Origin of the sequence: Micromonospora sp. Llam0, assembly GCF_003751085.1 — a bacterium.
Taxonomy (GTDB): Bacteria; Actinomycetota; Actinomycetes; order Mycobacteriales; family Micromonosporaceae; genus Micromonospora_E.
In genome coordinates, this window is record NZ_RJJY01000001.1 from 1,350,455 (window position 1) to 1,374,557 (window position 24,103).

Genomic DNA, 24,103 nt, shown 5'->3' on the forward strand with positions numbered 1-24,103 from the left:
CCCCGAATGGTCGGTCGACAGGTGTGCCATCGTCGCGCAGTGGCCGAAACCATCTTCCGCTTACTGCCGGGAACAGTCCAGGGTGGAAATCGACGGAAGTGCAACCCGGTCGACTCCACCCGAGGGGGTACGGATGATCAGGAACGACGGATTCGGTGGTGAACCACGCCTCGCGCGATATCGATCTTTCCAACACGACCCGAACGACACGTCGAGCGCGGAGAGCACGGAGAGCACGGAAGCCCTCCCGCCTGCTCCGCCCAGGTCGGCAGAGTCCTCGGTGGCCGCCCGGTCCCCGGAGCTGTCCCGGGCGGTCCACGACGCGAACTCGACCGCCCGTACCCACATCCCGAACCGGACCACCGGGGAATGCCACCGGTGCGGCGGCGTACCCGGACCCTGCCGGCCGTTCCGGCGGGCGATCGCCATCCTGGACCGGTGGGACCCGAGTAATGCCCGGCGGATTCGCGCCGTACTGCATCTTTCCGGGCTGATGACCGCCGGCTACCCGCACGACGGCCGTGACGAGTCCGCCGAGTCGTACGGAGCGTCGGAGGATGCCTGACGACGAAGCTCTGGTGTGCCCGGGGGATCTCGTGGCGCTGCGGCAGTGTGACCACGTGGACGCTGACCGCCCGGTCCGGCTCCGGGTTGAGGAGGTATGGCCGTCCCCGGAGTGGTTCTCGTGGGTGACGCTCTACGGTCGGGAGGTCAGCGACGACCCACGGCGGCACGGCAGCATCACCAGCGTGCGGGCGTACCGCGACGCGTTGCGCCAGCCCGGGGCGGTCACCAGGACGCCCGCCCCGGTGTGCGCCTACTGCCGCGAGCGACTCGCGACGGGCAGTCCCATCGTTTCCTCTGCCCCTCCTCGGGACCCGACGCTTCCGGGTCCCTCCTGAACGCCCCGGGGCCTAGCACTCATTGAGCCTGATGCCACAGGTGCATCTTGATGCACCTGTGGCATCAAGCCGTCGGAGGCACTATGGGGTCCCGAGAGCCGGCACGGGCACAACGTGCACCTGCTGGCCGTGCCGAGAACCTTTTCCTGGGAGATGTCCATGGCCGCGACGCACCTGCATCTTGATGAGGACCTGTTGGCGGAAGCCGCTGGCGCGTTGGGCACGACCACGGAGCGGGAGACGGTGACCGACGCTCTCCGACAGGTGGTGAAAGCAAGCCGCGAACGGCGGCGACGAGCACTGGCTGACCTGCAGGAGATCGCCGCCTCCGGTGGCTTCCACCTCGACCGCCTCGATGAACTCGACCGGTGAGACCAACTGGTCGACACCGGAGTCTTGCGCTGCACGCCCTCGCTGCCGGGATACGCGAATGTGGCCACGACTGCCTGCCGCTCGGTGCCGCGCGGTTTGACAACGTCTCCTAGCGTCACGGGGACGTCAAAGATCACTTGAGCCGGCGGCTCTCCACTGTCGTGGTTCGGGTGCGCAGATCCAGTCGCAAACAGAGCCGGAAACGAGGACACGATGGCCAACAGGAAACTCGCTGCCGCAGTTGCCCAGATCGCCGTGCTCGGCGTTCTCGGGCTCATCGCCACAGGCTGTTCGTCGACGGAGGGGACGCCGTCGTCGAGCGTCGAGGAGACAACGGCGCCATCGCAGGCCGACGAGCCGGCCGACGGCGCGGACGCTGGCGGTGACACCAGCACCGCGGCGGATCCACTACCGTTCACCGAGGAACTCAACGGCCGCAGGCTCACCGTCGAATCGTTCGGCACATCCGCCGCCGGCTCCCCACTGTGGGAGGTCGGCGAGGGTAACGAGGTGCTGTACCTCCAGGTGAAGATCGAGAACATCGACGCCGATCCCTGGGAGTCGAACGTCGTGCAGTTCTTCCTCCTCGACGAGTCGGACGAAACCTACGCCCCGTCCTTCTACGACGCCGAGGTCGGGAAAGCCCCGGACGCGGTCACCCTCGCCCCCGGTGATTCGGCCGAGGGGTACGTCCCGTTCGAGGTGCCGGCCGGCACCACCGGCCTGCGTCTGGAGTACGCGGTCGACCTGAGCCAGAACGCGGTTATCGGCGTACAGCTGAACTGACGTACCGGCCGGGTGGCTCCGGTACGCGTGTCGGCTGTCCCGGCCCGCTGCCGGTTGGCTAGGGTGTCGAACACACGTACGTGTGGCGGTGGTGTCGGCTGGGGAGGAACTACGGTGCGGGTGCTCGGGGTCGATCCCGGCCTGACGAGGTGCGGGGTCGGCGTGGTGGAGGGCGTGCCGGGCCGGCCGTGCCGGCTGGTCGCGTACCACGTGGTGCAGACCGACCCCGCCGACGACCTGCCGGACCGACTGCTGCGCCTCGACGAGCGACTGACCGCCCTGGTCGCCGAGCACCAGCCGGACGCCGTGGCGGTCGAGCGGGTGTTCAGCCAGCACAACGTGCGTACCGTGATGGCCACCGCGCAGGCCAGCGCGGTGGCCGTGCTGGCCGGCGCGCGGGCCGGGCTGCCGGTGCGGACCTACACCCCGAGCGAGGTGAAGGCGGCGGTGACCGGGTCCGGTCAGGCCGACAAGGCCCAGGTGACCGCGATGGTCACCCGGCTGCTGCGGCTGGACCGCCCACCCCGCCCGGCGGACGCCGCCGACGCGCTCGCCCTGGCGATCTGCCACATCTGGCGAGGTGGTACGCATGACCGGCTGGCCGCCGCACAGCGGGCGGCCCGAAGCGGAGGTGCCCGATGATCGCGAGTCTGCGCGGGGTGGTGCTGGCGGTCGCGCCGGACAGCGCGGTGATCGAGGTCGGCGGGGTCGGCCTGGCGGTGCACTGCGCCCCGGGCACCCTGGCCAACCTGCGCCCCGGCGGCCCGGCCCGGCTGGCCACCAGCCTGGTGGTCCGCGAGGACTCGCTCACCCTGTACGGCTTCGCCGACGACGACGAGAAGCAGCTGTTCGAGCTGCTGCAGACGGCCAGCGGGGTCGGGCCCCGGCTGGCCCAGGCGGTGCTGTCGGTGCTCACCCCGGACGCGGTGCGTAAGGCGATCGCGAACGCCGACACGGCGGCGCTGACCCGGGTGCCGGGGATCGGCAAGAAGGGCGCCGAGCGGCTGGTGCTGGAGCTGCGGGACCGGGTCGGGCCGGTGTCGGTGGGTGCCGACGGCACGGCCGGGGTGACCGCCGGGGCCTGGCCGGAGCAGGTCCGGCAGGCGTTGGTCGGGCTGGGCTGGACCGCCGGGCAGGCCGACCAGGCGGTGGCCGCCGTGGCGGAGAGCCTGGACGGCCCGCCGCCGCCGGTCCCGGTGCTGCTCAAGCAGGCGATCAGGCTGTTGGGTAAGAGCCGGTGAGTGACGACGTCGAGGGCCTGGTGTCGGCGTACGCCAGTGACGCCGAACGCGACGCGGAGGTCAGTGTCCGTCCGCGTCGGCTGGCCGAGTTCATCGCCCAGCACCGGGTCCGTGACCAGCTGGACCTGCTGCTGCGGGGCGCGATGGGCCGGGGGGCGCCGCCGGACCACATCCTGCTCAGCGGCCCGCCGGGGCTGGGCAAGACGACGCTGGCCAACATCGTCGCCGCCGAGCTGGGCTCGGGTATCCGGGTGACCAGTGGGCCGGCGATCGAACGCTCCGGTGATCTGGCGGCGATCCTGACCAGCCTGGCCGAGGGCGACGTGCTGTTCATCGACGAGATCCACCGGATCGCCCGGCCGGCCGAGGAACTGCTCTACAGCGCGATGGAGGACTTCCGGGTCGACGTGGTGGTCGGCAAGGGTCCGGGTGCGACGGCGATCCCGCTGGACGTGGAGCCGTTCACCCTGGTCGGTGCGACCACCCGGGCCGGTCTGCTGACCGGGCCGATGCGCGACCGGTTCGGGTTCGTCGCGCATCTGGACTTCTACGAGTCGACCGAGCTGGAGGTGCTGCTGACCCGGTCGGCGGGGATTCTCGCGGTGCCGATCACGCCGGACGGGGCGGCGGAGATCGCCGGCCGGTCCCGGGGGACCCCGCGGATCGCCAACCGGCTGCTGCGCCGGGTCCGCGACTACGCCGAGGTGCGGGCGGCCGGGGTGGTCGACCGGGAGACCGCCCGGGCGGCGTTGGCCGTGTACGACGTCGACGAACTGGGTCTGGACCGGCTGGACCGGGCGGTGCTGACCGCGTTGATCGGCTCGTTCGGTGGCGGCCCGGTCGGGTTGTCCACCCTGGCGGTGGCGGTGGGGGAGCAGCCGGACACCGTCGAGGAGGTCTGCGAGCCGTTCCTGGTGCGGGCGGGGCTGCTGGCCCGTACCCCCCGGGGGCGGGTGGCGACCGAGGCGACCTGGCGGCATTTCGGCCGGGTGCCGCCGCCGGGCACGCTCGGCGGCCCGGCCGTGCCGGGTGTTCAGTCCCGGGCCGGTACGGCTGGCGGCGCGGTGCCCAATCCGCCGGATTTATTCGCAGATGAGGCTTAGATTATCTCGTGATCTGAACGTGATCCGTGCCGATCACGGAGTTCACAGTCACAGCGACTAGACTCGCCGCGGTCTGTACGGCACGTGAGATCCCGCCTCCGCAGAGCGTAACGGCGTCGCGAGTGGCTGACGAAAGGTTGTTGTTGTGTTCTTGGCGCAAGAGGGCGCGGGCGGCGCCAGCTTCATGCCCATCCTGATGATCGGCCTGCTCTTCGTCGTCATGTACTTCATGATGATCCGGCCGCAGCAGAAGCGGCGCCGCGAAGCCGAGCAGATGCAGTCGTCGATCACCACCGGCGACGAGGTCGTCACCATCGGCGGCCTGTACGGCACCGTGTCCAGCATGGACGACGAGACGGTGATGCTCGAGGTCTCGCCCGGCGTGCACGAGCGCTACGCCCGGCCGGCGATCGCCCGGGTGGTGCCGAAGACCGACGCCGGCGCGACGACCGAGTCCGCCCCGGCGGACGAGGTGCCGACCAAGGACTGAGCCACCCCGGGTCGCCAGATCCGAGTTACATCGACGATACTGATCGTTGTGTTGCCGGTCACGACCGCTCGACCAGACGGTCGCGGCTGGTACGACGACCACCCCACCGCCGCTCGCACCAGTGGCACCAACCGCTGCCGCCCGGGGCACCAGCGGCCGAACCGCGCAGGGAGACAGGACCGCCGTGGCACCACCTCAGGGACAGATGCGCCCCGGGCGGCAACTCGCCGCACTCGGGCTCATCTTCGCCGTCCTCTACCTCATGGTGTTCTTCGCCGGAGCCAGCGGCAGCTGGCAGGACCGGCTGGAGCCCAAACTCGGCCTGGACCTGATCGGTGGCACCCGGGTCACCCTGGAGGCGACCACCGAGGACGGCAGCGCGCCGCCGGCCGCTTCGCTGGAGCGGGCCCGCGACATCATCGAGAACCGGGTGAACAGCCTCGGCGTCTCCGAGGCCGAGGTGGTCACCGAGGGCGACCGCAACATCGTCGTGTCGCTGCCCGGCCAGAACCGCGACCTCTCCGAGATCGGTAACGCGGCCGAGCTGCGGTTCCGCAAGGTGCTCAAGGCCGCCGACGGGGGTGAGCCGATTCAGCCGCAGGCGTCCCCGACGCCGAGCGAGGGCACTGGCGAGGAGGGGGCCGACGCGTCGCCGTCGCCCGGTTCGTCCCCCGATGCCGAGGCGTCGCCGGAGGCGGAGGCGGAGGCCGAGCAGAGCCCGGCCGCCGGTGGCGAGGGCGGCATGGCCCAGCCGGACCCGACCGGCTCCGCCAGCCCCACCCCCGAGGCCAGCCCCAGCCCCAGCGCGTCCCCGACGTCCGCCGCAGACGCGGACGCCGACGGGCCGGTCGACCTCGCCGAGGTCCAGGCCAAGGTCGGCGAGGCGGCCTGGGCGGCGGCGACCGGCCTGCAGGCGCCGGCCGACTTCAGCGTCGACCCGACGCTGGCCGACACCCTGGCCCCGTTCGGCGAGCTGACCCCGGCGGAGATCCGGGTGCTGCCGGCCGGTGTGCAGTTCAACGTGCCGTACGTGACCTGCGACAAGCTCCTGCTGCGCCAGGCCGGCTCGATCCGCGACGAGTCCCAGCAGGTCGTCGCCTGCGAGGGCCTGGTCAAGTACCTGCTGGACGAGGCGAAGGTGGTCGGCACCGACGTCAGCGACGCCAGCGGCGTGCTCGACCAGACCACCGGCCAGCCGGTGGTCAGCCTGAACTTCACCGGCTCCGGCCAGCGCGCCTGGACCGAGCTGACCCGCGAGGCGTTCAACAACACTGACCAGGAGTGCGACGCGAGCGCGCTCGGCCAGGACGGCAAGTGCCGGGTCGCGGTGGTCCTCGACAACGAGGTGATCTCCTCACCGGAGATCCAGGGAGTGCTCACCGGCGACTCGCAGATCACCGGCGACTTCACCCTCGCCACCGCCAACGAGCTGGCCGGCAACCTGCGCTACGGTGCGCTGCCGCTGACCTTCGAGCAGCAGGAGGCGCAGAGCATCTCCGCCACCCTGGGCACCGAGCACCTGCGTGCCGGCCTGCTCGCCGCCGGGATCGGCATGCTGCTGGTCGCGGTCTACTCGTTCTTCTACTACCGGCTGCTCGGCATCGTGATCTTCCTCAGCCTGATCCTGTCGGCGTTGCTGGTCTTCGGCGCGATGGTGGTGCTCGGCCGGCAGATCGGCTTCACCCTCACCCTCGCCGGGATCGCCGGTCTGATCGTCTCGCTGGGTGTGGCGGCCGACTCGTTCGTGCTCTACTTCGAACGCCTCAAGGACGAGATACGCGAGGGTCGAAGTCCGCGCAGCGCCGTGCCCCGGGCCTGGCTGCGCGCCCGGCGGACGATCATCTCGGCGAATGCCATCACCCTGATGGCGGCGGTCGTGCTCTACATCGTCTCGGTGGGCACGGTGAAGGGCTTCGCCTTCGCCCTCGGCCTGGCGACCGTGCTCGACCTGGTCGTGGTGTTCCTGTTCCGGCACCCGATCATGTCGATGCTGGCCCGGACCAAGGCGTTCCTGTCTCCCCGGGTCAGTGGCCTCGGCCGCGCGGTGAAGACCGAGGACGAGACCCCGATCCGCAACGCGCGCGTCAAGGAGGCCTGACATGAGCGGTTTCGCTGGACGCCTCTACCGGGGTGAGGCCAACCTCCCGATCGTCAAACGGCGCAACACCTGGTTCGTGATCGCCGCGGTGGTCGTCGTCGTGTCGATCGCGAGCTTCTCGATCCGGGGCTTCAACCTCGGCATCGACTTCCGCGGCGGCAACGAGTTCCAGGTGCCGGCGAGTGTCGGCACCCTGCTGCAGGCCGAGGACGCCCTCGACGCCGAGCTCGCCGAACTGGACACCGAGGAGCCGCTCGAGGTGGTCTCCGGCCAGGAGGTCGGCGGCACCACCTACCTGTTCCGCACCGCAGAGCTCACCTCGGAGCAGACCGAGGCGTTCAAGCAGGGTCTCGCCGAGCGGCTCGGCATCGAGCAGGCGGCGATCAGCGACAGCCGGGTCAGTGGGGCCTGGGGGAGCCAGGTCACCCAGCGGGCGCTGCTCGGTCTGCTGGTTTTCATGGTGCTGGTCACCATCTACCTGGTGCTGCGGTTCGAGTACCGGATGGCGATCGCGGCGGTCGCCGGCCTGGTGCTCGACCTGCTGCTGACCGCCGGCATCTACTCGGCCTCCGGCTTCGAGGTCACCCCGTCGACGATCATCGGCTTCCTGACCATCCTCGGCTTCGCTCTCTACGACGTCGTGGTGGTCTTCGACAAGATCCAGGAGAACACCCGGGGCGTCACCGGCGGCAGCAGCCAGACGTACGGCGAGGCCGCCAACCTCGCGGTCAACCAGACCCTGATGCGGTCGATCAACACGTCGATCGTGGCGCTGCTGCCGGTCGGTGGTCTGCTGTTCATCGGTGCCGGGCTGCTCGGTGCCGGCACGCTCAAGGACCTCGGCCTGGTGCTGTTCGTCGGTATGGGTGCGGCCTTCTTCACCTCGATCTTCTTCTCCTCGCCGCTGGTGACGGTGCTCAAGGAGCAGGAGCCGAAGTACAAGCTGCACGCCCAGCGGGTGCAGGCCAAGCGGTCCTCCCTGGCGGACAAGGCACCGAAGCGGTCGCGTACCAGCGCCGGTGCCACGACCACGACGGCGGCCGGCGAGTCGGTCGAAGCCGAGCCCGCCGCCGACGCCGCCCTGGCCGGCACCGCGCCGAAGGCCGGTGCCCGGCCGGCCGGCAAGCGTCAGTCCGGCGGTCGCGGCGGCCGGCCCGGTGGCGGGGGCCGTAAGCGCCCCAGCGGCGCGAAGCGTCGCTGACGATTCCCTCGGTGGTGTTCCGGCGGCGACCCGCCGCCGGAACACCACCGGTCCCACCCGGCACGGAAAGGGCGGAAGGTGACGGAGACCGAGGCAGTGTTCGTCGGGGACAGCGGTGCCGAGACGGCCGCGTTGGTGGCCAGTCGGGTGATCGACGTACCGGACTTCCCCAAACCCGGCATCGTCTTCAAGGACCTGATGCCGCTGTTCGCCGACGGGCCGGCGTTCCGGGAGATCACCGACCGGATCATCGCCCACCACGGAGCGGACTCCTTCGACGTGGTCGCCGGCATCGAGGCGCGCGGGTTCGTGCTGGCGGCGGCGATCGCGTACGCCACCGGCACCGGGGTGGTCCCGGTCCGCAAGGCCGGCAAGCTGCCCCGGGCATCGTTCTCCGCCTCGTACGCGTTGGAGTACGGCGAGGCGGTCCTGGAGGTGCATCAGGACGCCTTCACCGCCGGTCAGCGGGTCCTGGTGGTCGACGACGTGCTGGCCACCGGCGGTACCGCCGCCGCTACCCTGGACCTGGTCGACCGGGCCGGTGGCACGGTGGTGGGCTTCACCGTCCTGCTGGAGCTGGGTTTCCTCGCCGGGCGGGACCGGCTCGCGTCACGGTCGGTGCACGCCATGTGGCGGGTGTGAGCCGGCCGACCGAGTAGCTCGGCGGCCGGGCACAGCACCGTCCGGACGGGTAATATTGCGGTCCCTGTCAGTCAGGGGCGCTGTCTCCTGGCTAGCGCGGTAGCAGCTCAGCCCGATACGGTCGGCTGAGTTCCGGCAGAGGTGAGGGAGGCCGGTGTCCCCCGACGTCGTCGCTCCTTCCATGGAGGGCACTGTGCATCCGACTGGCGAGGTCAACCCCACCGCGGGCGTGACCAACGACGAGGCACCCGGCTCTGCCGTCAATTCGGGCGGCCCCGATGTCGCTGGTGAACGCGGCGCGGCACCTGCGGCGGCCAACGGCGCGGCGAATGGCGCGGTCGACCACACTGGCGCCGCAGCTCCGGCGGCGAATGGCGTGGGCGACCACACCGACGCGGCAGCAGCCGGCAACGGTTTCGGGTTCAACGGGGCGCCGACCGGGCGTCGGGTACGGGCCCGGCTGGCCCGGTTCAACGCCCCCTGGCAGGCGCCGCACATCCCCGAGGTGCTGGAACCGCTGATCGCCACCCACCAGCAGAGCCACCCGAAAGCCGACCCACGGGTGCTGCAGCGGGCCTTCGAGATGGCCTCCAAGTGGCACTCCGGGCAGTACCGCAAATCCGGCGATCCGTACATCACGCATCCGTTGGCGGTCGCCACCATCCTCGCCAATCTCGGCATGGACACCACGACGTTGGTCGCCGCGCTGCTGCACGACACGATCGAGGACACCGACTACACCCTGGACGAGATGCGCGCCGACTTCGGCGGTGAGGTGTCACTGCTGGTCGACGGGGTCACCAAGCTCGACCGGGTCAAGCTGGGCGACGCGGCCAAGGCCGAGACCATCCGCAAGATGGTGGTGGCGATGGCGAAGGACCCCCGGGTCCTGGTGATCAAGCTCGCCGACCGGCTGCACAACATGCGGACGCTGACCTTCCTGCCCAAGGCGAAGCAGGAGCAGAAGGCCAAGGAGACCCTGGAGATCCTGGCGCCGCTGGCCCACCGGCTGGGTATGAACACCGTCAAGTGGGAGCTGGAGGATCTGGCCTTCGGCACGCTGTTCCCGAAACGGTACGAGGAGATCAATCGGCTGATCGGGGAACACCAGCCGCAACGCGACACCCAGCTGCGCAAGGTGACCCAGAAGGTGCAGGTCGACCTGCGCGCCGCGAAGATCAGGGCGGAGGTCACCGGCCGGCCGAAGCACCTCTACTCGATCTACCAGAAGATGATCGTCCGGGGGCGGGACTTCAACGACATCTACGACCTGGTCGGCGTACGCATCCTGGTCGACACGGTCCGCGACTGCTACGCGGCGCTCGGCGTGATCCACGCGAACTGGCAGCCGGTCCCCGGCCGGTTCAAGGACTACATCGCGATGCCGAAGTTCAACATGTACCAGTCGCTGCACACCACGGTGATCGGGCCCACCGGCAAGCCGGTGGAGATGCAGATCCGCACGTACGCGATGCACCGCACCGCCGAGTTCGGCATCGCCGCGCACTGGAAGTACAAGGAGCAGAAGGGCGCCACCGTCGTCGGCCCGCCGGCGCACATCGACGAGATGACCTGGCTGCGGCAACTGCTCGACTGGCAGCGGGAGGCGAGCGACCCGAGCGAGTTCCTCGACGCGCTGCGCTTCGACCTGTCCAGCCAGGAGGTCTACGTCTTCACCCCCAAGGGCGACGTGATCCCGCTGCCCACCAGCTCCACGCCGGTCGACTTCGCCTACGCCGTGCACACCGAGGTGGGGCACAAGTGCATCGGGGCGCGGGTCAACGGCAAGCTGGTGCCGTTGGAGTCGACGCTGTCAAACGGCGACGTCATCGAGATCTTCACCTCCAAGTCGGCGACCGCCGGCCCGACCCAGGACTGGCTGGGCTTCGTCAAGAGCCCCCGGGCCCGCACCAAGATCCGGCAGTACTTCAACAAGGAACGCCGCGAGGAGGCGATCGAGACCGGCAAGGACGCTATCGCCAAGGCGATGCGCAAGCAGGGCATGCCGTTGCAGCGGATGCTCACCACCGACTCGTTGATGGCGATCGCCCGTGACCTGCACCTGGCCGACGTCGCCGCGCTGTACGCGGCGGTCGGCGACAGTCAGGTGTCCGCGCAGTCGGTGGTGCAGCGGCTGATGGTGAGCCTCGGTGGTGAGGAGGGGGCCGCCGAGGACCTGGCCGAGTCGGCCGTCGCGACCCGTCCGCCCCGGGCGCGGCACAACGGTGCCGACCCCGGCGTGGTGGTACGCGGTGTCACCGACGTCTGGATCAAACTGGCCCGCTGCTGCACCCCGGTCCCGCCGGATACGGTGTTCGGCTTCGTCACCCGGTCCGGCGGCGTCAGCGTGCACCGCGACGACTGCTTCAACGCGGCCGAGCTCAAGGCGCAGCAGGAACGGCTGGTCGAGGTCACCTGGAAGTTGACCTCGGCGTCGACGTTCCTCGTCGCCATCCAGGTCGAGGCGCTCGACCGGCACAAGCTGCTGGCCGACGTGACCAGGGTGCTCTCCGAGGAACGGGTGAACATCCTCTCGGCGACCGTGACCACCACCCGGGACCGGGTGGCGGTCAGCCGCTTCTCGTTCGAGATGGCCGACCCGAAGCACCTCGGCCACCTGCTCAACGCGGTCCGCAAGGTCGACGGCGTCTTCGACGCCTACCGGGTCACCTCCGGCACCTGACAACAATGCGCCAGGGCATCGGGTGATGCCCTGGCGCACTGGTACCGGCTCGGCGGCGCTGCCGGCCGCCGAGCCCAGGTGGACTACTGCGGCTCGCTCACCGTCAACGAGTTGATCAGGATGTCGTTGTTGGGGTGGCCGCCGCCGGGGGACGGGTCGAACGCGCCGTCGTGACCGGCCTCGGTGGCCTCCTGGATGACGTCGAGGCCCTCGGCGACCCGGCCGAGCACCGTGTAGTCCGGGCTGAGCTCGACGTCCTGGTAGATGAAGAAGAACTGGCTGCCGTTGGTGTCCGGGCCGCTGTTGGCCATCGCCACCACCCCGGCCGGGTAGGCGGGTCGGTCGTCGACCGGCAGGTTCTCGTTGGCGAACTGGTAGCCGGGCCCGCCGGTGCCGTCGGTGTCCCGGTAGCCTTCGCCGCTGGCGCTCGGGTCACCGCACTGCAGCATGCCGGGGAACATCCGGTGGCACTTGGTGTTGTCCCAGAACTGCTGGCTGGCCAGGTGGCTGAAGCTGGCCGCCGTGCACGGCACCTCGGCCAGGTCCATCTCCACCTGGATCTCACCGAAGTTGGTGTCCAGGGTCATTACCTGGGTGCCGGTGTCCGGCGGCGTGGTGGTCGGCGGCACGCCGACGTCCACGGTCGTCTCACGGCGTTGCTCGGCGGGGATCTCGTTCCACACACAGGTCACGCCGGCGTCGGCGCCGTCGGCCTGGGGCGTGGTCTCTGTCTCGTCGTCCCCGAGGCTGGCGACCAGCCACACCGTGCCCGCGGCCACGAGCAGCAGGGCGACGCCGGCACCGATGCTGGCCTGCAACTGGCGGCGCTTGCGGGCCGCCTCGGCGCGCTGGGCCATCTCCTTTTCGAGGCGGGCCCGAGCCGCGGCACGCTGCCGCTCCCTGGTCGACGTCACGGTGGATCCTCCTGGATTCGGGTTGTCTGGTCTGGTCAGGACTGGCCGGCGGTGCCGTCGGTGCCCTCCGCGTCCGGCTCGGTGGCCGACGGGTCGGTGGTGGTGGCCGGTGCCGAGGCGCTCGGGTCGGTCGCCGGGGTCGCCTCGGTCTCGTCGGCCCCGACCGGCTCGCCGACGGTCAGGCTCTGGATGACCACGTCGGTCTCCGGCTTCACCTGGGCGCCGGCGGCGTTGTTCACCAGTGGGAGAGCGCCGATCGCCTCGACCGTGTCCATCCCCGAGGTCACCTTCCCGATGATCGGGTACGAGGGGAACTCGGTGGTGTAGTCCTCGAAGAAGATCTTGAACTGGCTGCCGTTGGTGCCCTGCGGCACGCCGACTGCGGCGACCGTACCGGCCGGGTAGAGCGGCGGATGGTCGGCCAGCGCCTGCGTCGGGTCGGCCGACGGGTCCAGCTGCGGCGAGACCGGCACGTTCTCGCTGAAGTACGAGTACGTCGGCCCGCCCTGCCCGGTGCCGCTCGGGTCGCCGCACAGGATCGCGCCCTCGTCGGTGATCTCGTGGCAGGTCGTGTCGTCGAAGAAGTTGCGGCTGGCCAGGTGGGCGAAGTTGGCGGCGGCGCACGGCGCGGCGGCCAGATCCAGCTCGACGGTGATCGGTTCACCCTGGTTGGTGGTGATGGTCATCGGCTGGACCCCCCGGTTCGGCGGGTCGGTGGTCTCCGGCATACCGACGTCGGTGAGGTTGCTGTTGGCCGCCGTGTCCTGCGGGGTCCAGGTGCAGATGCCGGCGGCCTCCGGGGTCTCCGGTTCGCCCTCGAAGGCGCCGAGCGCCCAGGCCGAGCCGCCGGCGATGAGCAGCAGCGCGAGGCCGGCGCCCACGCCGGCGCGGATCCGCCGCTTGCGCCGGGCCGCGGCGGCACGCCGGGCCATCTGCCGGTCGAGCTTCGCCCGCGCCAATTTGCGCTGCCGGTCCCTGCTGGAGGCCACCCGCGCTCCCCTTTCCTGATCGTCCCTGCGCCGTGCGGCGGGTCGGTACGTGTCCTGCGGAGGGCGTGCCGGACCCGGGCGCCATTGCGGTGCGCCACGCCACACGCCCGCAAGAGTGTACGGGTATCGGCTGGGAAATTGTTGTACGAGGTCCGCTCCGTATCCAATCGGAGATCATCGCTGCCGTCGCGGCCTGGGTGGGGCCGGCGGGTGTGCCCCGGCGGTCCCGCGTGTCGCGGCGGCTAGGCTCGACGCGGAGACGATTCCGGCGGCCCGCGCGGGCCGGCCGACGGAGAGGAGAGGCGTGCTCATCACCGGCTTTCCGGCGCAGGCGTTCGGCACCAACTGCTACGTGGTGGCCGCCGGGCCGGGCGAGCAGTGCGTCGTCGTCGACCCCGGCATCGGGGTGCTCGACCAGCTGGACCAGGCGCTGGCCGAGCACCGGCTGCATCCGGCGGCGGTGCTGCTCACCCACGGCCATCTCGACCACACCTTCTCGGTGGCGCCGGTCTGCGGGGCGCGCGGCATCACCGCGTACGTGCATCCCGGCGACCGGGAGATGCTGGCCGACCCGGCGAAGGGTCTGTCGACGGATCTGGCCGCGATGTTCGGCGGTCGGCTGCCGTACAGCGAACCGGACGACGTGGCCGAGCTGACCGACGGCGCCACGCTGCTGCTCGCCGGGTTGGAGATCACCGTCGACCACGCCCCCGGCCACACCGGCGGCTCGGTGCTGTTCCGGCTGCCCGGCGCCGGCTCGCCCTGGGAGGCCGAGCAGGTCTGCCTCTCCGGCGACGTGCTGTTCGCCGGCTCGATCGGCCGCACGGACCTGCCCGGTGGCAGCCTGCCGACGATGATGACCAGCCTGCGGGACAAGGTCCTGCCGCTGGCCGACGACACCGTGGTGCTGCCCGGCCACGGCCCGGCCACCACCATCGGCCGGGAGCGCGCCAGCAACCCTTATCTGCACGAGGCCGCCGGCAGCGGCACCGCCGCGCCGGCCCGACGTACCGGACTGTGACAAGGACACCGTGATGAGCAAGCCCAGGCCGATCTCCGGCTTCCCGGAGTGGTCGCCGCCACAGCGGATGATCGAGCAGTACGTGATCGACCGGCTGCGGCACACCTTCGAGCTGTACGGGTTCGCGCCGCTGGAGACCCGCGCGGTGGAGCCGTTGGACCAGCTGCTGCGCAAGGGGGAGACCTCGAAGGAGGTCTACCTGCTGCGCCGGCTGCAGGCCGATCCGGACACGCAGACCGGTGACGACGCCCTCGGGCTGCACTTCGACCTGACCGTGCCGTTCGCCCGCTACGTGCTGGAGAACGCCGGCAAGTTGCAGTTCCCGTTCCGCCGCTACCAGATCCAGAAGGTGTGGCGCGGCGAACGGCCGCAGGAAGGCCGCTACCGCGAGTTCCTGCAGGCCGACATCGACATCGTCGACCGCGACGAGCTGGCCCCGCACCACGAGGCCGAGCTCCCGTTGATCATCGGTGACGCGCTGGCCAGTCTGCCGATCCCGCCGGTGCGGATCCAGGTCAACAACCGCAAGGTCTGCGAAGGTTTCTACCGGGGGATCGGGTTGACCGATCCGGACGCCGCGCTGCGGGCGATCGACCGGCTGGACCGGTTCGGCCCGCAGCGGGTGGCCGAGCTGCTGATGAGCACGGCCGGCGCCAGTGAGAGCCAGGCGAAGGCCTGTCTGTCGTTGGCGGAGATCTCCGCGCCGGACGCCTCGATCGACGACGCGGTACGCGGCCTCGGCGTCGAGCACCCGTTGCTCGACGAAGGGCTGGCAGAGCTGGTCGCGGTGCTGCAGACCGCCGCCGCGCACTCGCCCGGCCTGTGCGTCGCCGACCTGCGCATCGCCCGCGGTCTCGACTACTACACCGGCACGGTCTACGAGACCCAACTGCAGGGGTACGAGCGGTTCGGTTCGATCTGCTCGGGCGGCCGCTACGACGATCTCGCCTCGGCCGGGGCGGACCGGTTCCCGGGCGTGGGCATCTCGATCGGCGTGTCCCGGCTGCTGGGCCTGCTGTTCGGCGCCGACGCGTTGTCGGTCTCCCGGCCGGTGCCGACCTGTGTGCTGGTGGCGTTGCCGGCCGAGGCCGACCGGCCGGCCGGCAACCGGGTGGCCGACACGCTGCGTCGGCGGGGGATCGCCACCGAGGTGTCGCCGTCGGCGGCCAAGTTCGGCAAGCAGATCCGGTACGCGCAGCGCCGTGACATCCCGTACGTCTGGTTCCTCGGGGTCGACGGTGAGTCGGACAGCGTCAAGGACATCCGCTCGGGGGACCAGGTGTCGGCGGCCGCGGACGCCTGGTCACCGCCGTCGGCGGACCTCCAGCCGACGGTGACCGGCTGACAGTGACCCGGCTGACAGTGACCCGGCCGATGGTGACCTGGCTGGTCGACATAGCGGACATACGGCGGCGATAGCCGCAAGATCATCTGGGAAAGTGGCGGTGCGGCCCGACTTAACCTACGGTTGCGTAAGTTACGCTGTCGTAGGTTACCCCGGTAGGGAGAACGTCGTTGACCGTCGCCGCCACCACCCCGATGTCCCAGACCGCGCTGCTCGTCGAGCTCGAACCGGTGGTCGCCGAGAACCTTGACCGGCACCTCGGCCTGGCCAAGGAGTGGTTCCCGCACGAGTACGTGCCGTGGAGCGACGGGCGGACCTTCGACGGCCTGCTCGGCGGCGAACCGTGGTCGCCGGAGGACACGCAGATCCCGGACGTCGCCCGTACCGCGCTGATCGTCAACCTGCTCACCGAGGACAACCTGCCCTCGTACCACCGCGAGATCGCCACCCTGTTCGGTCGTGACGGCGCCTGGGGCACCTGGGTGCACCGGTGGACCGCCGAGGAGGGCCGGCACGGCACCGCCATCCGGGACTACCTCACCGTCACCCGGGCGGTGGATCCGGTCGCGCTGGAGCGGGCCCGGATGGTGCACATGTCCAACGGGTACGCCAACCAGCACGACGACGAGGTGCTGCACTCGCTGGCGTACGTGTCGTTCCAGGAGCTGGCCACCCGGATCTCGCACCGCAACACCGGTCGGGCCACCGGTGACCCGCTCTGCGAGCGGTTGCTGTCCCGGGTCGCCGCCGACGAGAACCTGCACATGATGTTCTACCGCAACCTGCTCGGCGCGGCGTTCGAGCTGGCGCCGAGCCAGGCGATGCGGGCGGTGGCGGATGTGGTCGCCGACTTCCAGATGCCGGGCGTGGGCATCGAGGGCTTCGCCCGCAAGTCGGTGGCGATCGCCATGGCCGGCATCTACGACCTGCGTCAGCACCACGACGAGGTGCTCGCGCCGGTGCTGCGCCAGTGGGACATCTGGAACGTCACCGGGCTGGACGCCGACGGCGAGGCGGCCCGGGACCAGATCGCCGCCCAGATGAACCAACTGGACACCGCCGCGTCCCGGTTCGAGACCCGGCGGGAGGAGCGGCGCGCCCGCGGCCGGTGAGTGCTGTCGCGGCACTTTGCGAACGATGAGGTACGGGTCCCGTGGCTGGTCGGCCACGGGACCTTCGTCGTGTGTGGTCCGTCCACGGTGTCCGTCCGGTCTGTCGACCGCACAGCCGTTCAGGTTCGTTGTGAGACGGGCTTAACGCGTTGGAAATCGATGGGTCGAGATTTATGAAACCCGGCGTCCCTACGTTTCGTGGCACCACGACTTCGGCTGAAGGGGAGTTGGATGCCACGACGCTTCCGGGGCGGCCTCGCCGCACTCTGTATATTGTCGACATTGGTTGCCGCGACCGCCTGCGCAGAGGACCCCACGTCCTCGGCCGGTGGCGGCGGTGACTCCGACACCATCAAGGTCGGTATCCTGCACTCGCTGAGCGGCACCATGGCGATCAGCGAGGTCACCGTACGCGACGCAGAGTTGCTCGCGATCGAGGAGATCAACGCCGCCGGTGGCGTGCTGGGCAAGCAGATCGAACCCGTCGTCGAGGACGGCGCGTCGGACTGGCCCACCTTCGCCGAGAAGGCGCAGAAGCTCATATCCCAGGACAAGGTCGCCACCGTCTTCGGCGGCTGGACGTCGGCCAGCCGCAAGGCGATGCTGCCGGTCTTCGAACGCAACAAGGCACTGCTGTGGTACCCGGTGCAGTACGAAGGGCTGGAGAGCTCCGAGTACATCTTCTACACCGGGGCCACCACCAACCAGCAGATCGTCCCGGCCCTGGACTACCTCGCCGAGCAGGGCCACCAGACGATCTTCCTGGTCGGCAGCGACTACGTCTTCCCGCGTACCGCCAACAAGATCATCACCGCGTACGCCGAGGCCAACGGCATGCAGATCGTCGGCGAGGAGTACACCCCGCTGGGCCACACCGAATACAGCACCGTGGTCAACAAGCTGCAGCAGGCCCAGCCCGACGCGGTGTTCAACACCCTCAACGGCGACAGCAACGTCGCCTTCTTCAAGCAGCTGACCAGTGTCGGCGTCACCGCCGAGACGATGCCGACCGTGTCGGTCAGCGTCGCCGAGGAGGAAGTCGTCGGCATCGGCCCGGACAACGTCGCCGGCCACCTGGTGGCCTGGAACTACTACCAGACCACCGAAGGCGAGCGGAACACCGCCTTCGTCGAGGCGTTCAAGGCCAAGTACGGGGCGGAGAAGGTCACCTCCGACCCGATGGAGGCCGGCTACAACGCGGTCTACCTGTGGGCGGCGGCGGTCGAGGCGGCCGGCAGCACCGACGTCGAGGCGGTCAAGGAGGCCGCCGGCGGGATCAGCATCGAGGCCCCCGAAGGCACGGTCACCATCGACGGCGACAACCAGCACGTCTACAAGACAGCCAGGATCGGCGTGGTGCAGCCCGACGGCCAGATCCAGGAGGTGTGGAACTCCGGCGAACCGATCAAGCCGGACCCGTACCTGACCGGCTACGACTGGGCCGAAGGCCTGTCGTAACAGGCCGATAGCAAGCGGAGGGAGGTGCCCGCCATGGCGGTACTCAACCAACTGGTCATCGGCGCGAGCATCGGAGCGGTGCTGCTCCTGATCGCGCTGGGACTGACGTTCACCTTCGGACAGATGGGCGTCATCAACATGGCCCACGGGGAGTTCATCCTGGCGGGCGCCTACACCGCGTACATGATGCAGGGGCTGGTCGGGGCGCAGGCCGTCCCGGCCGCCCTGCCGGTCGCGTTCCTCATCGCCGGCACCATGGGCCTGATCCTGGAACGACTGGTGATCCGGCGGTTCTACGGTCGGCCGCTGGACACCCTGCTGCTCACCTTCGGCGTCAGCCTGATCCTGCAGCAGCTGGCCCGGGACATCTTCGGTGCGCCGAACGTGCAGGTCACCGCGCCCGGCTGGCTCACCGGCGGGATCGACGTGGCCGGCATACAGCTGCCGTACAACCGGATCTTCATCATGGCCCTCGCGGTCGGCTGCGTGGTGGCGATCTCCCTCTACCTGAGCAAACTGTCCTACGGCCGGCGGATGCGGGCGGTGATGCAGAACCGGGAGCTGGCGGCGGTGACCGGGGTGGCCACCCAGCGGGTCGACCAGCTCACCTTCTTCATCGGCTCCGGCCTGGCCGGCGTCGCCGGGGTGGCGCTGACCCTGATCGGCCCGGTCGGGCCGTCGCTGGGCACCTACTACATCGTGGACGCGTTCCTCGTCGTCGTCGCCGGGGGGCTCGGACAACTACGCGGGGCGGTGATCGCGGCGGTCGCCCTCGGCGTGATCAACAGCTTCGTCGAATTCTGGACCGATGCGAGCCTGGCCAAGGTGGTGGTCTTCGCGGTGATCGTGGCCTTCCTCCAGTTCCGTCCGCAGGGCATGTTCGTCCTCCGTTCCCGGGCGCTGACATGAGCGCCGCCCGGACGACCGCCCGCTGGCCCGGACCGGTCGGCTTCGTCGCCGTCGGCGTGCTGCTGCTGGTCGTGGCACCGCTGGTGCTCAGCCCGTTCCGGCTCGACCTGCTGGCCAAGTACCTCTGCTACGCGATCGTGGCGGTCGGCATCTACCTGGCCTGGGGGCGCGGCGGCATGCTGACCCTCGGCCAGGGCGTGTTCTTCGGCCTCGGCGGCTACGCGATGGGCATGCACCTCAAACTCACCGACGCCGGTGAGGGCAACCTGCCTGACTTCATGGTGTGGAGCGGCGTGGAGACCCTGCCGGCCATCTGGGGGCCGTTCCGCAATCCGGCGTTCGCCCTGGTCATGGTGGTGGTGCTGCCCACCGTGGTGGCGCTGATCCTGGGCACCCTGGTGTTCCGCCAGCGGGTCCGGGGCGCCTACTTCGCCGTACTGTCCCAGGCCCTGGCCGCCGCGTTCGTGATCCTGCTGGTCGGCCAGCAGGGCCTCACCGGCGGCACCAACGGTCTGACCAACGTGCAGTTCTTCTTCGGCCTCGACCTGTACGACCCGACGCAGAAGCGGATCGTCTACTACGTCGCCGTCGGCGTGCTCGGCCTGGTGTTTCTCGCCGCCTGGCAGCTCACCCACAGCCGGTTCGGCAAACTGCTGGTCGCCATCCGCGACGGCGAGGACCGGGTCCGCTTCCTCGGCTACGACCCGGCCGTGGTGAAGACCATCGTGTACGCGCTGTCGGCGGCCATGGCCGGGATCGCCGGCGCGCTGTTCGTGCCGGTGGTCGGCATCCTCGGCCCGGCCGACCTCGGCGTCGTGCCGTCCATCGAGATGCTGGTCGCGGTCGCCATCGGCGGGCGCTTCTCGCTGGTCGGCGCGGTCGGCGGGGCGATCCTGTTCAACTACGGCAGCACGGTGCTCAGCGAACAGTGGCCGTCCGGCTGGCTCTACCTGCTCGGTGGCCTGTTCATCGCGGTGATGATGTGGGCGCCGCGCGGCCTCGCCGGGCTGCTCGCCGACGGCTGGGCGGCGGTACGGCACCGCTGGCCGGGCCGCGCCGGACCGACCGCACCGGTCTCCCCGGCGGCCACCACGGACGGCGCGGCCACCGACGCCGCCGGGCGGCCGGCCGAGACCAGCGTCGGGGTCGGAGGTGTGAAACCGTGAGCGGCAAACTGGAGGTACGCGGCCTTGACGTCGTCTTCGACGGCTTCCAGGCGATCAGCGACCTCGACCTGACCGTCGAGCCGGGGGAGCTGCGCTTCCTGATCGGTCCCAACGGTGCCGGCAAGACCACCCTGATCGACGTGGTCACCGGCCGGACCCGGCCGGCGTCCGGGTCGGTGCGGTTCAACGGCCAGGAGCTGGTCGGCCGCCGCGAGCACCGGATCGTCCGGCTCGGCATCGGCCGGACCTTCCAGACGTCGGTGGTCTTCGAGCAGCTCACCGTGCTGGAGAACCTCGACCTGGCGGCCAGTTTCCGCCGGCGGATGGTCGGCCTGCTGCGTCGCCGACGTGGGGTCTCCGACCAGGTGTCCCGGGCGCTGGACACCACCGGCCTGGCCGACCTGGCGTACCGGCCGGCCGGGGTGCTCTCCCACGGGCAGCGCCAGTGGCTGGAGATCGGCATGCTGATCGTGCAGCAGCCCAGTCTGCTGCTGCTCGACGAGCCGGTGGCCGGGATGAGCCGCAGCGAACGGGACCGTACCGGTGAGCTGTTGCGCGAGGTCGCCAAGGACCACACGGTGATGGTGATCGAGCACGACATGGAGTTCCTGCGCCGGTTCGCCAGCACCGTCACCGTGCTGCACGAGGGCCGGCTGCTCTGCGAGGGCACCGTCGCCCAGGTGCAGGCCGACCCGCGCGTGCAGCAGGTCTACCTGGGGCGCTCCGGTGAGGACGGCGCCGAACCCGCCGTACCGTCGGCTGTTTCCACACCGGCGGCCGCTGCCGGACCGTCAGCCGCTCAGGAGGCGTCGTCGTGAGTGCCATGTTGACCGTCGAAGGCCTCGACGTCTCCTACGGCCGGGCCCAGGTGCTGTTCGGGGTCGACCTGCAGGCCCCGGCCGGGTCGCTGGTCTGCGTGATGGGCCGCAACGGGGTCGGCAAGACCACGCTGCTGAAGGCGATCACCGGGGTGCTGCCGGTGCGGTCCGGCCGGGTGACCTTCGAAGGCCGCGACATCACCAAGCTGCGTACCCATGAGCGGGTCCGGCTCGGTCTCGGCTACGTCCCGCAGGGCCACGAGACGTTCCCGCAGCTGACCGTCGCCGAGAACCTGCAGGTGGCGGTCGAGGCGGCGCGGACCGACAAGGCTGCGGTCGACGAGGCGCTGGACCTGTTCCCGGCGCTGCGCGGGCTGCTGCGCCGCCGGGCCGGGTTCCTTTCCGGCGGCCAGCAGCAGCAGTTGGCGATCGCCCGCGCCCTGGTCACCCGGCCGAAGATGCTGCTGCTCGACGAGCCGACCGAAGGCATCCAGCCGTCGATCATCATCGAGATCGAGGAGGCGATCGAACGGCTGCACACCGAGGCCGGGCTGGCGATCCTGCTGGTCGAGCAGTATCTCGAACTGGCGCTGCGGCTGGCCGACCGGTTCGTCATCCTCGACGCCGGCGAGGTGGTCCGGGCCGGCGACAAGGAGGACCTGCGCGACGAGTCGGTCCGTCAACTGCTGTCGGTGTGATCCGGCCGGCTGGGCGGTCTCAGGTCGTCGGCGGGAGCTCGAACAGCAGACAGGACGAGGTGGCGTGGGCGGCCAGCCGGCCGGCGGCGTCGGTCAGTTTCGCCTCGGCGTACGCGGTGCGCCGCCCGCGCTGCACCACGGTGCCCTCGCAGCGCAGCGTGCCCGAGGCGAGCGTCACCGGGCGCAGGAACTTCACGTTCAGGTCGATCGAGGTGTAGCTCGTCCCGGCCGGCAGCACCGAGTGCACCGCGCAGCCGGCCGCGGTGTCCAGCAGGGTCGAGATGATGCCGCCGTGCACCGTGCCCAGGGCGTTGTAGTGGAACTCCTGCGGGGTCAGCACGGTGACCACCCGGCCGTGTTCGGGCTCCAACCCTTCGAGGCCCAGCATCACCATGACCGGTGGGGCGGGGATCTCACCGGAGGCCATCGCCTGCAACTGGCCCAGCCCGTCGAGGCCGTTCAACGCCGCCAGCCGCACCGTGGCGGGGTCGGTCCACGAGAAGGTGCGACTGCGCTGCGCCGCGTCCGGCGCCGGCTGCTGAGTCTGTGTCATGGACGCAGACTGGCAGCCGGTTGCTAGGTCTGTCAACGAGACCTAGCCTGGTCGGGGTGAGACCTACCGCACTCGACTGGTCCATCGACAACTGCACCATCGCCCGCACCATGGAGATCATCGGCGAGCGGTGGACCGTCGTCGTGCTCCGCGAGGTCTTCAACGGCGTACGGCGCTTCGACCAGATGCGCGAACGCACCGGCGTCCCCCGGCAGGTGCTGACCAACCGGCTCACCATGCTGGTCGACCAGGGTCTGCTGCGCCGCCACCCGTACCAGGAGCCGGGGGAGCGGCAACGCTACGAGTACCGGCTCACCGGCAAAGGGCTCGACCTGTGGCCGGTGCTGGTCGCGCTGCTGCAGTGGGGCGACCGGTACTGCGCCGACCTGGACGGCCCGCCGCTGGCCGTGGCCCACCGTGACTGCGGCGCCGAGGTCGGCGTCACGATGCGCTGCGCCGCCGGCCACGACGTCGCCGACCCCCGCGACGTACTGCCCCGCCCCGGCCCCGGCGCCCGCCGCCGCGAACCGACCGGCTGAAGCCCTACCCTGCGGGTGTGCACATCTCGCTCACCGCCATCGTCGTCGACGACTACGACCCGGCCATCGACTTCTTCACCACCGTCCTCGGCTTCGAGTTGGTCGAGGACTCCCCGTCGACGACCAACGACGGTCGCCCCAAGCGGTGGGTGGTGGTGCGGCCGCCCGGTGCCGAGACCGGCATCCTGCTGGCCCGCGCCGACGGCGACGCCCAGCGGGCGGCGATCGGCAACCAGACGGCCGGTCGGGTCGGCTTCTTCCTCCGGGTGGACGACTTCGAGGCCGCGTACCAGCGGATGGTCGACCACGACGTGCGGTTCGTGACCGCGCCGCGCACCGAACCGTACGGCCGGGTCGTGGTCTTCGTCGACATCGCTGGCAACCGCTGGGACCTGATCGGCCCCGCCTGAGCCTCGCCCCAGCTGGTCGGCCTGCGGCGGGCGTCACGCAGCTCCTCGCCGGGGGGGTGATCTACCCGAGCCTGCCAGTGGCTCCGCCTGACTTGTTCATCCTCGGGCAGAGCCACTGGCAGTATCCAGGGTTACGACCAGCATCTCGCTGGAGACTGTTGGTCGGGGGCGCATGTGTACGGTCGTGACTACCAGTTCGGGGGGAGATAGTTGGACTTGGTCACCCCGCGGTTGGTTTTGCTGATGCGGTAGTTGGACCCGCAGTTCGCCTTGGAGTACCCGCCGATGCCCACGCCGTTGCCGTAGGCGGTCTTCGTCGTGCCCGAGTTCACGTGGATGCACTTGGTCCATGCACGGTAGAAGCCTGTGCCACCCCGACACATGACCCCGTAGGTGGCGGTCCCGGGGGTAGCGTTGCAGTTCGTCGGCAGCGCGAGCGCCGGCGCGGCGGTGACCGTGACAACACCGAAGGTCGAAGCGAGCGCAAGAGCCAGGGATACCGCTACCCGTTTCGTGGTGCTGAGCCTGCGCCCCGCCCTGTTTTTTCTTTCTCGCACCTTGTTGTCCCTCTCTGTCGGTCGGTCGGTCCCAACCTCGGCATCGTGTCCGTAGCTCCTGCGGCGCAGTGTTCGCACCGTCAAGCCATCCGAATG

At 70.2% G+C, this 24,103-nt stretch carries 26 protein-coding genes; 22 read left to right on the plus strand and 4 right to left on the minus strand.

Features of this window, described 5'->3' with window-relative positions:
* Positions 1-280: 280 nt before the first annotated feature.
* The 12 genes from EDC02_RS40065 to EDC02_RS06180 all read left to right on the plus strand — a co-directional run bounded on the left by EDC02_RS40065 (position 281) and on the right by EDC02_RS06180 (position 11,518).
* Positions 281-565 (plus strand): hypothetical protein, encoded by a 285-nt coding sequence (locus EDC02_RS40065; protein WP_158632069.1) that lies wholly within the window; start codon positions 281-283, stop codon positions 563-565.
* The gene (locus EDC02_RS06130; protein ID WP_123601107.1) at positions 558-902 is read left to right on the plus strand and encodes a hypothetical protein; all 345 of its coding nucleotides are present in this window, start codon (positions 558-560) and stop codon (positions 900-902) included. Before EDC02_RS40065 ends, EDC02_RS06130 begins: the two co-directional genes overlap by 8 nt.
* Before the next feature lie 159 nt (positions 903-1,061).
* Positions 1,062-1,274, plus strand: coding sequence for a type II toxin-antitoxin system VapB family antitoxin (locus EDC02_RS06135; RefSeq protein WP_123604553.1), 213 nt, complete (start codon positions 1,062-1,064; stop codon positions 1,272-1,274).
* A gap of 213 nt (positions 1,275-1,487) precedes the next feature.
* Complete coding sequence (locus EDC02_RS06140) at positions 1,488-2,060, plus strand: DUF4352 domain-containing protein (protein ID WP_123601108.1); 573 nt, start codon at positions 1,488-1,490, stop codon at positions 2,058-2,060.
* A 114-nt stretch (positions 2,061-2,174) separates the two neighbouring features.
* A complete protein-coding gene (ruvC, locus tag EDC02_RS06145) occupies positions 2,175-2,702 on the plus strand; it encodes a crossover junction endodeoxyribonuclease RuvC (protein WP_199757521.1) in 528 nt (175 codons plus the stop codon).
* Positions 2,699-3,301, plus strand: a complete 603-nt coding sequence (ruvA, locus tag EDC02_RS06150; protein WP_123601110.1) for a Holliday junction branch migration protein RuvA — start codon at positions 2,699-2,701, stop codon at positions 3,299-3,301. The genes ruvC and ruvA overlap by 4 nt, the downstream gene beginning before the upstream one ends.
* Positions 3,298-4,404: a Holliday junction branch migration DNA helicase RuvB gene (ruvB, locus tag EDC02_RS06155; protein WP_199757522.1), complete on the plus strand. Its 1,107-nt coding sequence runs from the start codon at positions 3,298-3,300 to the stop codon at positions 4,402-4,404. The genes ruvA and ruvB overlap by 4 nt, the downstream gene beginning before the upstream one ends.
* Positions 4,405-4,549: 145 nt before the next feature.
* Complete coding sequence (gene yajC, locus EDC02_RS06160) at positions 4,550-4,894, plus strand: preprotein translocase subunit YajC (RefSeq protein ID WP_370461422.1); 345 nt, start codon at positions 4,550-4,552, stop codon at positions 4,892-4,894.
* Between the two features lie 184 nt (positions 4,895-5,078).
* Entirely contained in the window at positions 5,079-6,992 is a 1,914-nt protein-coding gene (gene secD, locus EDC02_RS06165) for a protein translocase subunit SecD (RefSeq protein ID WP_199757523.1), read from the plus strand.
* Between the two features lies 1 nt (position 6,993).
* Positions 6,994-8,193 carry a protein translocase subunit SecF gene (secF, locus tag EDC02_RS06170; RefSeq protein ID WP_123601112.1) on the plus strand — a complete coding sequence of 400 codons (1,200 nt, stop codon included), beginning with the start codon at positions 6,994-6,996 and terminating at the stop codon, positions 8,191-8,193.
* 78 nt (positions 8,194-8,271) lie between these two features.
* On the plus strand, positions 8,272-8,835 hold the full coding sequence (locus tag EDC02_RS06175; protein WP_123601113.1) for an adenine phosphoribosyltransferase: 564 nt from the start codon (positions 8,272-8,274) through the stop codon (positions 8,833-8,835).
* 181 nt (positions 8,836-9,016) lie between these two features.
* Positions 9,017-11,518 (plus strand): bifunctional (p)ppGpp synthetase/guanosine-3',5'-bis(diphosphate) 3'-pyrophosphohydrolase, encoded by a 2,502-nt coding sequence (locus EDC02_RS06180; RefSeq protein ID WP_370461522.1) that lies wholly within the window; start codon positions 9,017-9,019, stop codon positions 11,516-11,518.
* A gap of 83 nt (positions 11,519-11,601) precedes the next feature.
* Here EDC02_RS06180 and EDC02_RS06185 read toward each other — a convergent pair whose 3' ends face one another.
* A complete protein-coding gene (locus EDC02_RS06185; RefSeq protein ID WP_233605767.1) occupies positions 11,602-12,432 on the minus strand; it encodes a peptidylprolyl isomerase in 831 nt (276 codons plus the stop codon).
* A gap of 35 nt (positions 12,433-12,467) precedes the next feature.
* The gene (locus tag EDC02_RS06190) at positions 12,468-13,421 is read right to left on the minus strand and encodes a peptidylprolyl isomerase (protein ID WP_123601116.1); all 954 of its coding nucleotides are present in this window, start codon (positions 13,419-13,421) and stop codon (positions 12,468-12,470) included.
* A 304-nt stretch (positions 13,422-13,725) separates the two neighbouring features.
* On the opposite strand from EDC02_RS06190, the gene EDC02_RS06195 reads away from it, so the two are divergent.
* The 8 genes from EDC02_RS06195 to urtE all read left to right on the plus strand — a co-directional run bounded on the left by EDC02_RS06195 (position 13,726) and on the right by urtE (position 21,948).
* On the plus strand, positions 13,726-14,442 hold the full coding sequence (locus tag EDC02_RS06195; protein ID WP_123601117.1) for an MBL fold metallo-hydrolase: 717 nt from the start codon (positions 13,726-13,728) through the stop codon (positions 14,440-14,442).
* A 13-nt stretch (positions 14,443-14,455) separates the two neighbouring features.
* Positions 14,456-15,787, plus strand: a complete 1,332-nt coding sequence (gene hisS, locus EDC02_RS06200; protein ID WP_123601118.1) for a histidine--tRNA ligase — start codon at positions 14,456-14,458, stop codon at positions 15,785-15,787.
* A 194-nt stretch (positions 15,788-15,981) separates the two neighbouring features.
* Entirely contained in the window at positions 15,982-16,899 is a 918-nt protein-coding gene (locus EDC02_RS06205) for an acyl-ACP desaturase (protein ID WP_123604556.1), read from the plus strand.
* A gap of 231 nt (positions 16,900-17,130) precedes the next feature.
* Positions 17,131-18,357 carry an urea ABC transporter substrate-binding protein gene (urtA, locus tag EDC02_RS06210; protein ID WP_123601119.1) on the plus strand — a complete coding sequence of 409 codons (1,227 nt, stop codon included), beginning with the start codon at positions 17,131-17,133 and terminating at the stop codon, positions 18,355-18,357.
* Positions 18,358-18,390: 33 nt separating this feature from the next.
* Positions 18,391-19,266, plus strand: coding sequence for an urea ABC transporter permease subunit UrtB (gene urtB, locus EDC02_RS06215; protein WP_123601120.1), 876 nt, complete (start codon positions 18,391-18,393; stop codon positions 19,264-19,266).
* Entirely contained in the window at positions 19,263-20,432 is a 1,170-nt protein-coding gene (gene urtC, locus EDC02_RS06220; protein WP_123601121.1) for an urea ABC transporter permease subunit UrtC, read from the plus strand. The genes urtB and urtC overlap by 4 nt, the downstream gene beginning before the upstream one ends.
* Positions 20,429-21,250: an urea ABC transporter ATP-binding protein UrtD gene (urtD, locus tag EDC02_RS06225; protein WP_123601122.1), complete on the plus strand. Its 822-nt coding sequence runs from the start codon at positions 20,429-20,431 to the stop codon at positions 21,248-21,250. Before urtC ends, urtD begins: the two co-directional genes overlap by 4 nt.
* Positions 21,251-21,255: 5 nt before the next feature.
* A complete protein-coding gene (urtE, locus tag EDC02_RS06230) occupies positions 21,256-21,948 on the plus strand; it encodes an urea ABC transporter ATP-binding subunit UrtE (RefSeq protein WP_123601123.1) in 693 nt (230 codons plus the stop codon).
* A 19-nt stretch (positions 21,949-21,967) separates the two neighbouring features.
* On the opposite strand, the gene EDC02_RS06235 is transcribed toward urtE, so the two are convergent.
* Entirely contained in the window at positions 21,968-22,501 is a 534-nt protein-coding gene (locus EDC02_RS06235) for a PaaI family thioesterase (protein WP_123601124.1), read from the minus strand.
* A gap of 56 nt (positions 22,502-22,557) precedes the next feature.
* Here EDC02_RS06235 and EDC02_RS06240 point away from each other — a divergent pair, with 56 nt between their 5' ends.
* Entirely contained in the window at positions 22,558-23,040 is a 483-nt protein-coding gene (locus tag EDC02_RS06240) for a helix-turn-helix domain-containing protein (RefSeq protein ID WP_123601125.1), read from the plus strand.
* Positions 23,041-23,057: 17 nt separating this feature from the next.
* Complete coding sequence (locus EDC02_RS06245; protein ID WP_123601126.1) at positions 23,058-23,450, plus strand: VOC family protein; 393 nt, start codon at positions 23,058-23,060, stop codon at positions 23,448-23,450.
* Positions 23,451-23,638: 188 nt separating this feature from the next.
* Here EDC02_RS06245 and EDC02_RS39470 read toward each other — a convergent pair whose 3' ends face one another.
* Positions 23,639-24,007 carry a hypothetical protein gene (locus tag EDC02_RS39470; RefSeq protein WP_148083340.1) on the minus strand — a complete coding sequence of 123 codons (369 nt, stop codon included), beginning with the start codon at positions 24,005-24,007 and terminating at the stop codon, positions 23,639-23,641.
* Positions 24,008-24,103 lie beyond the last annotated feature (96 nt).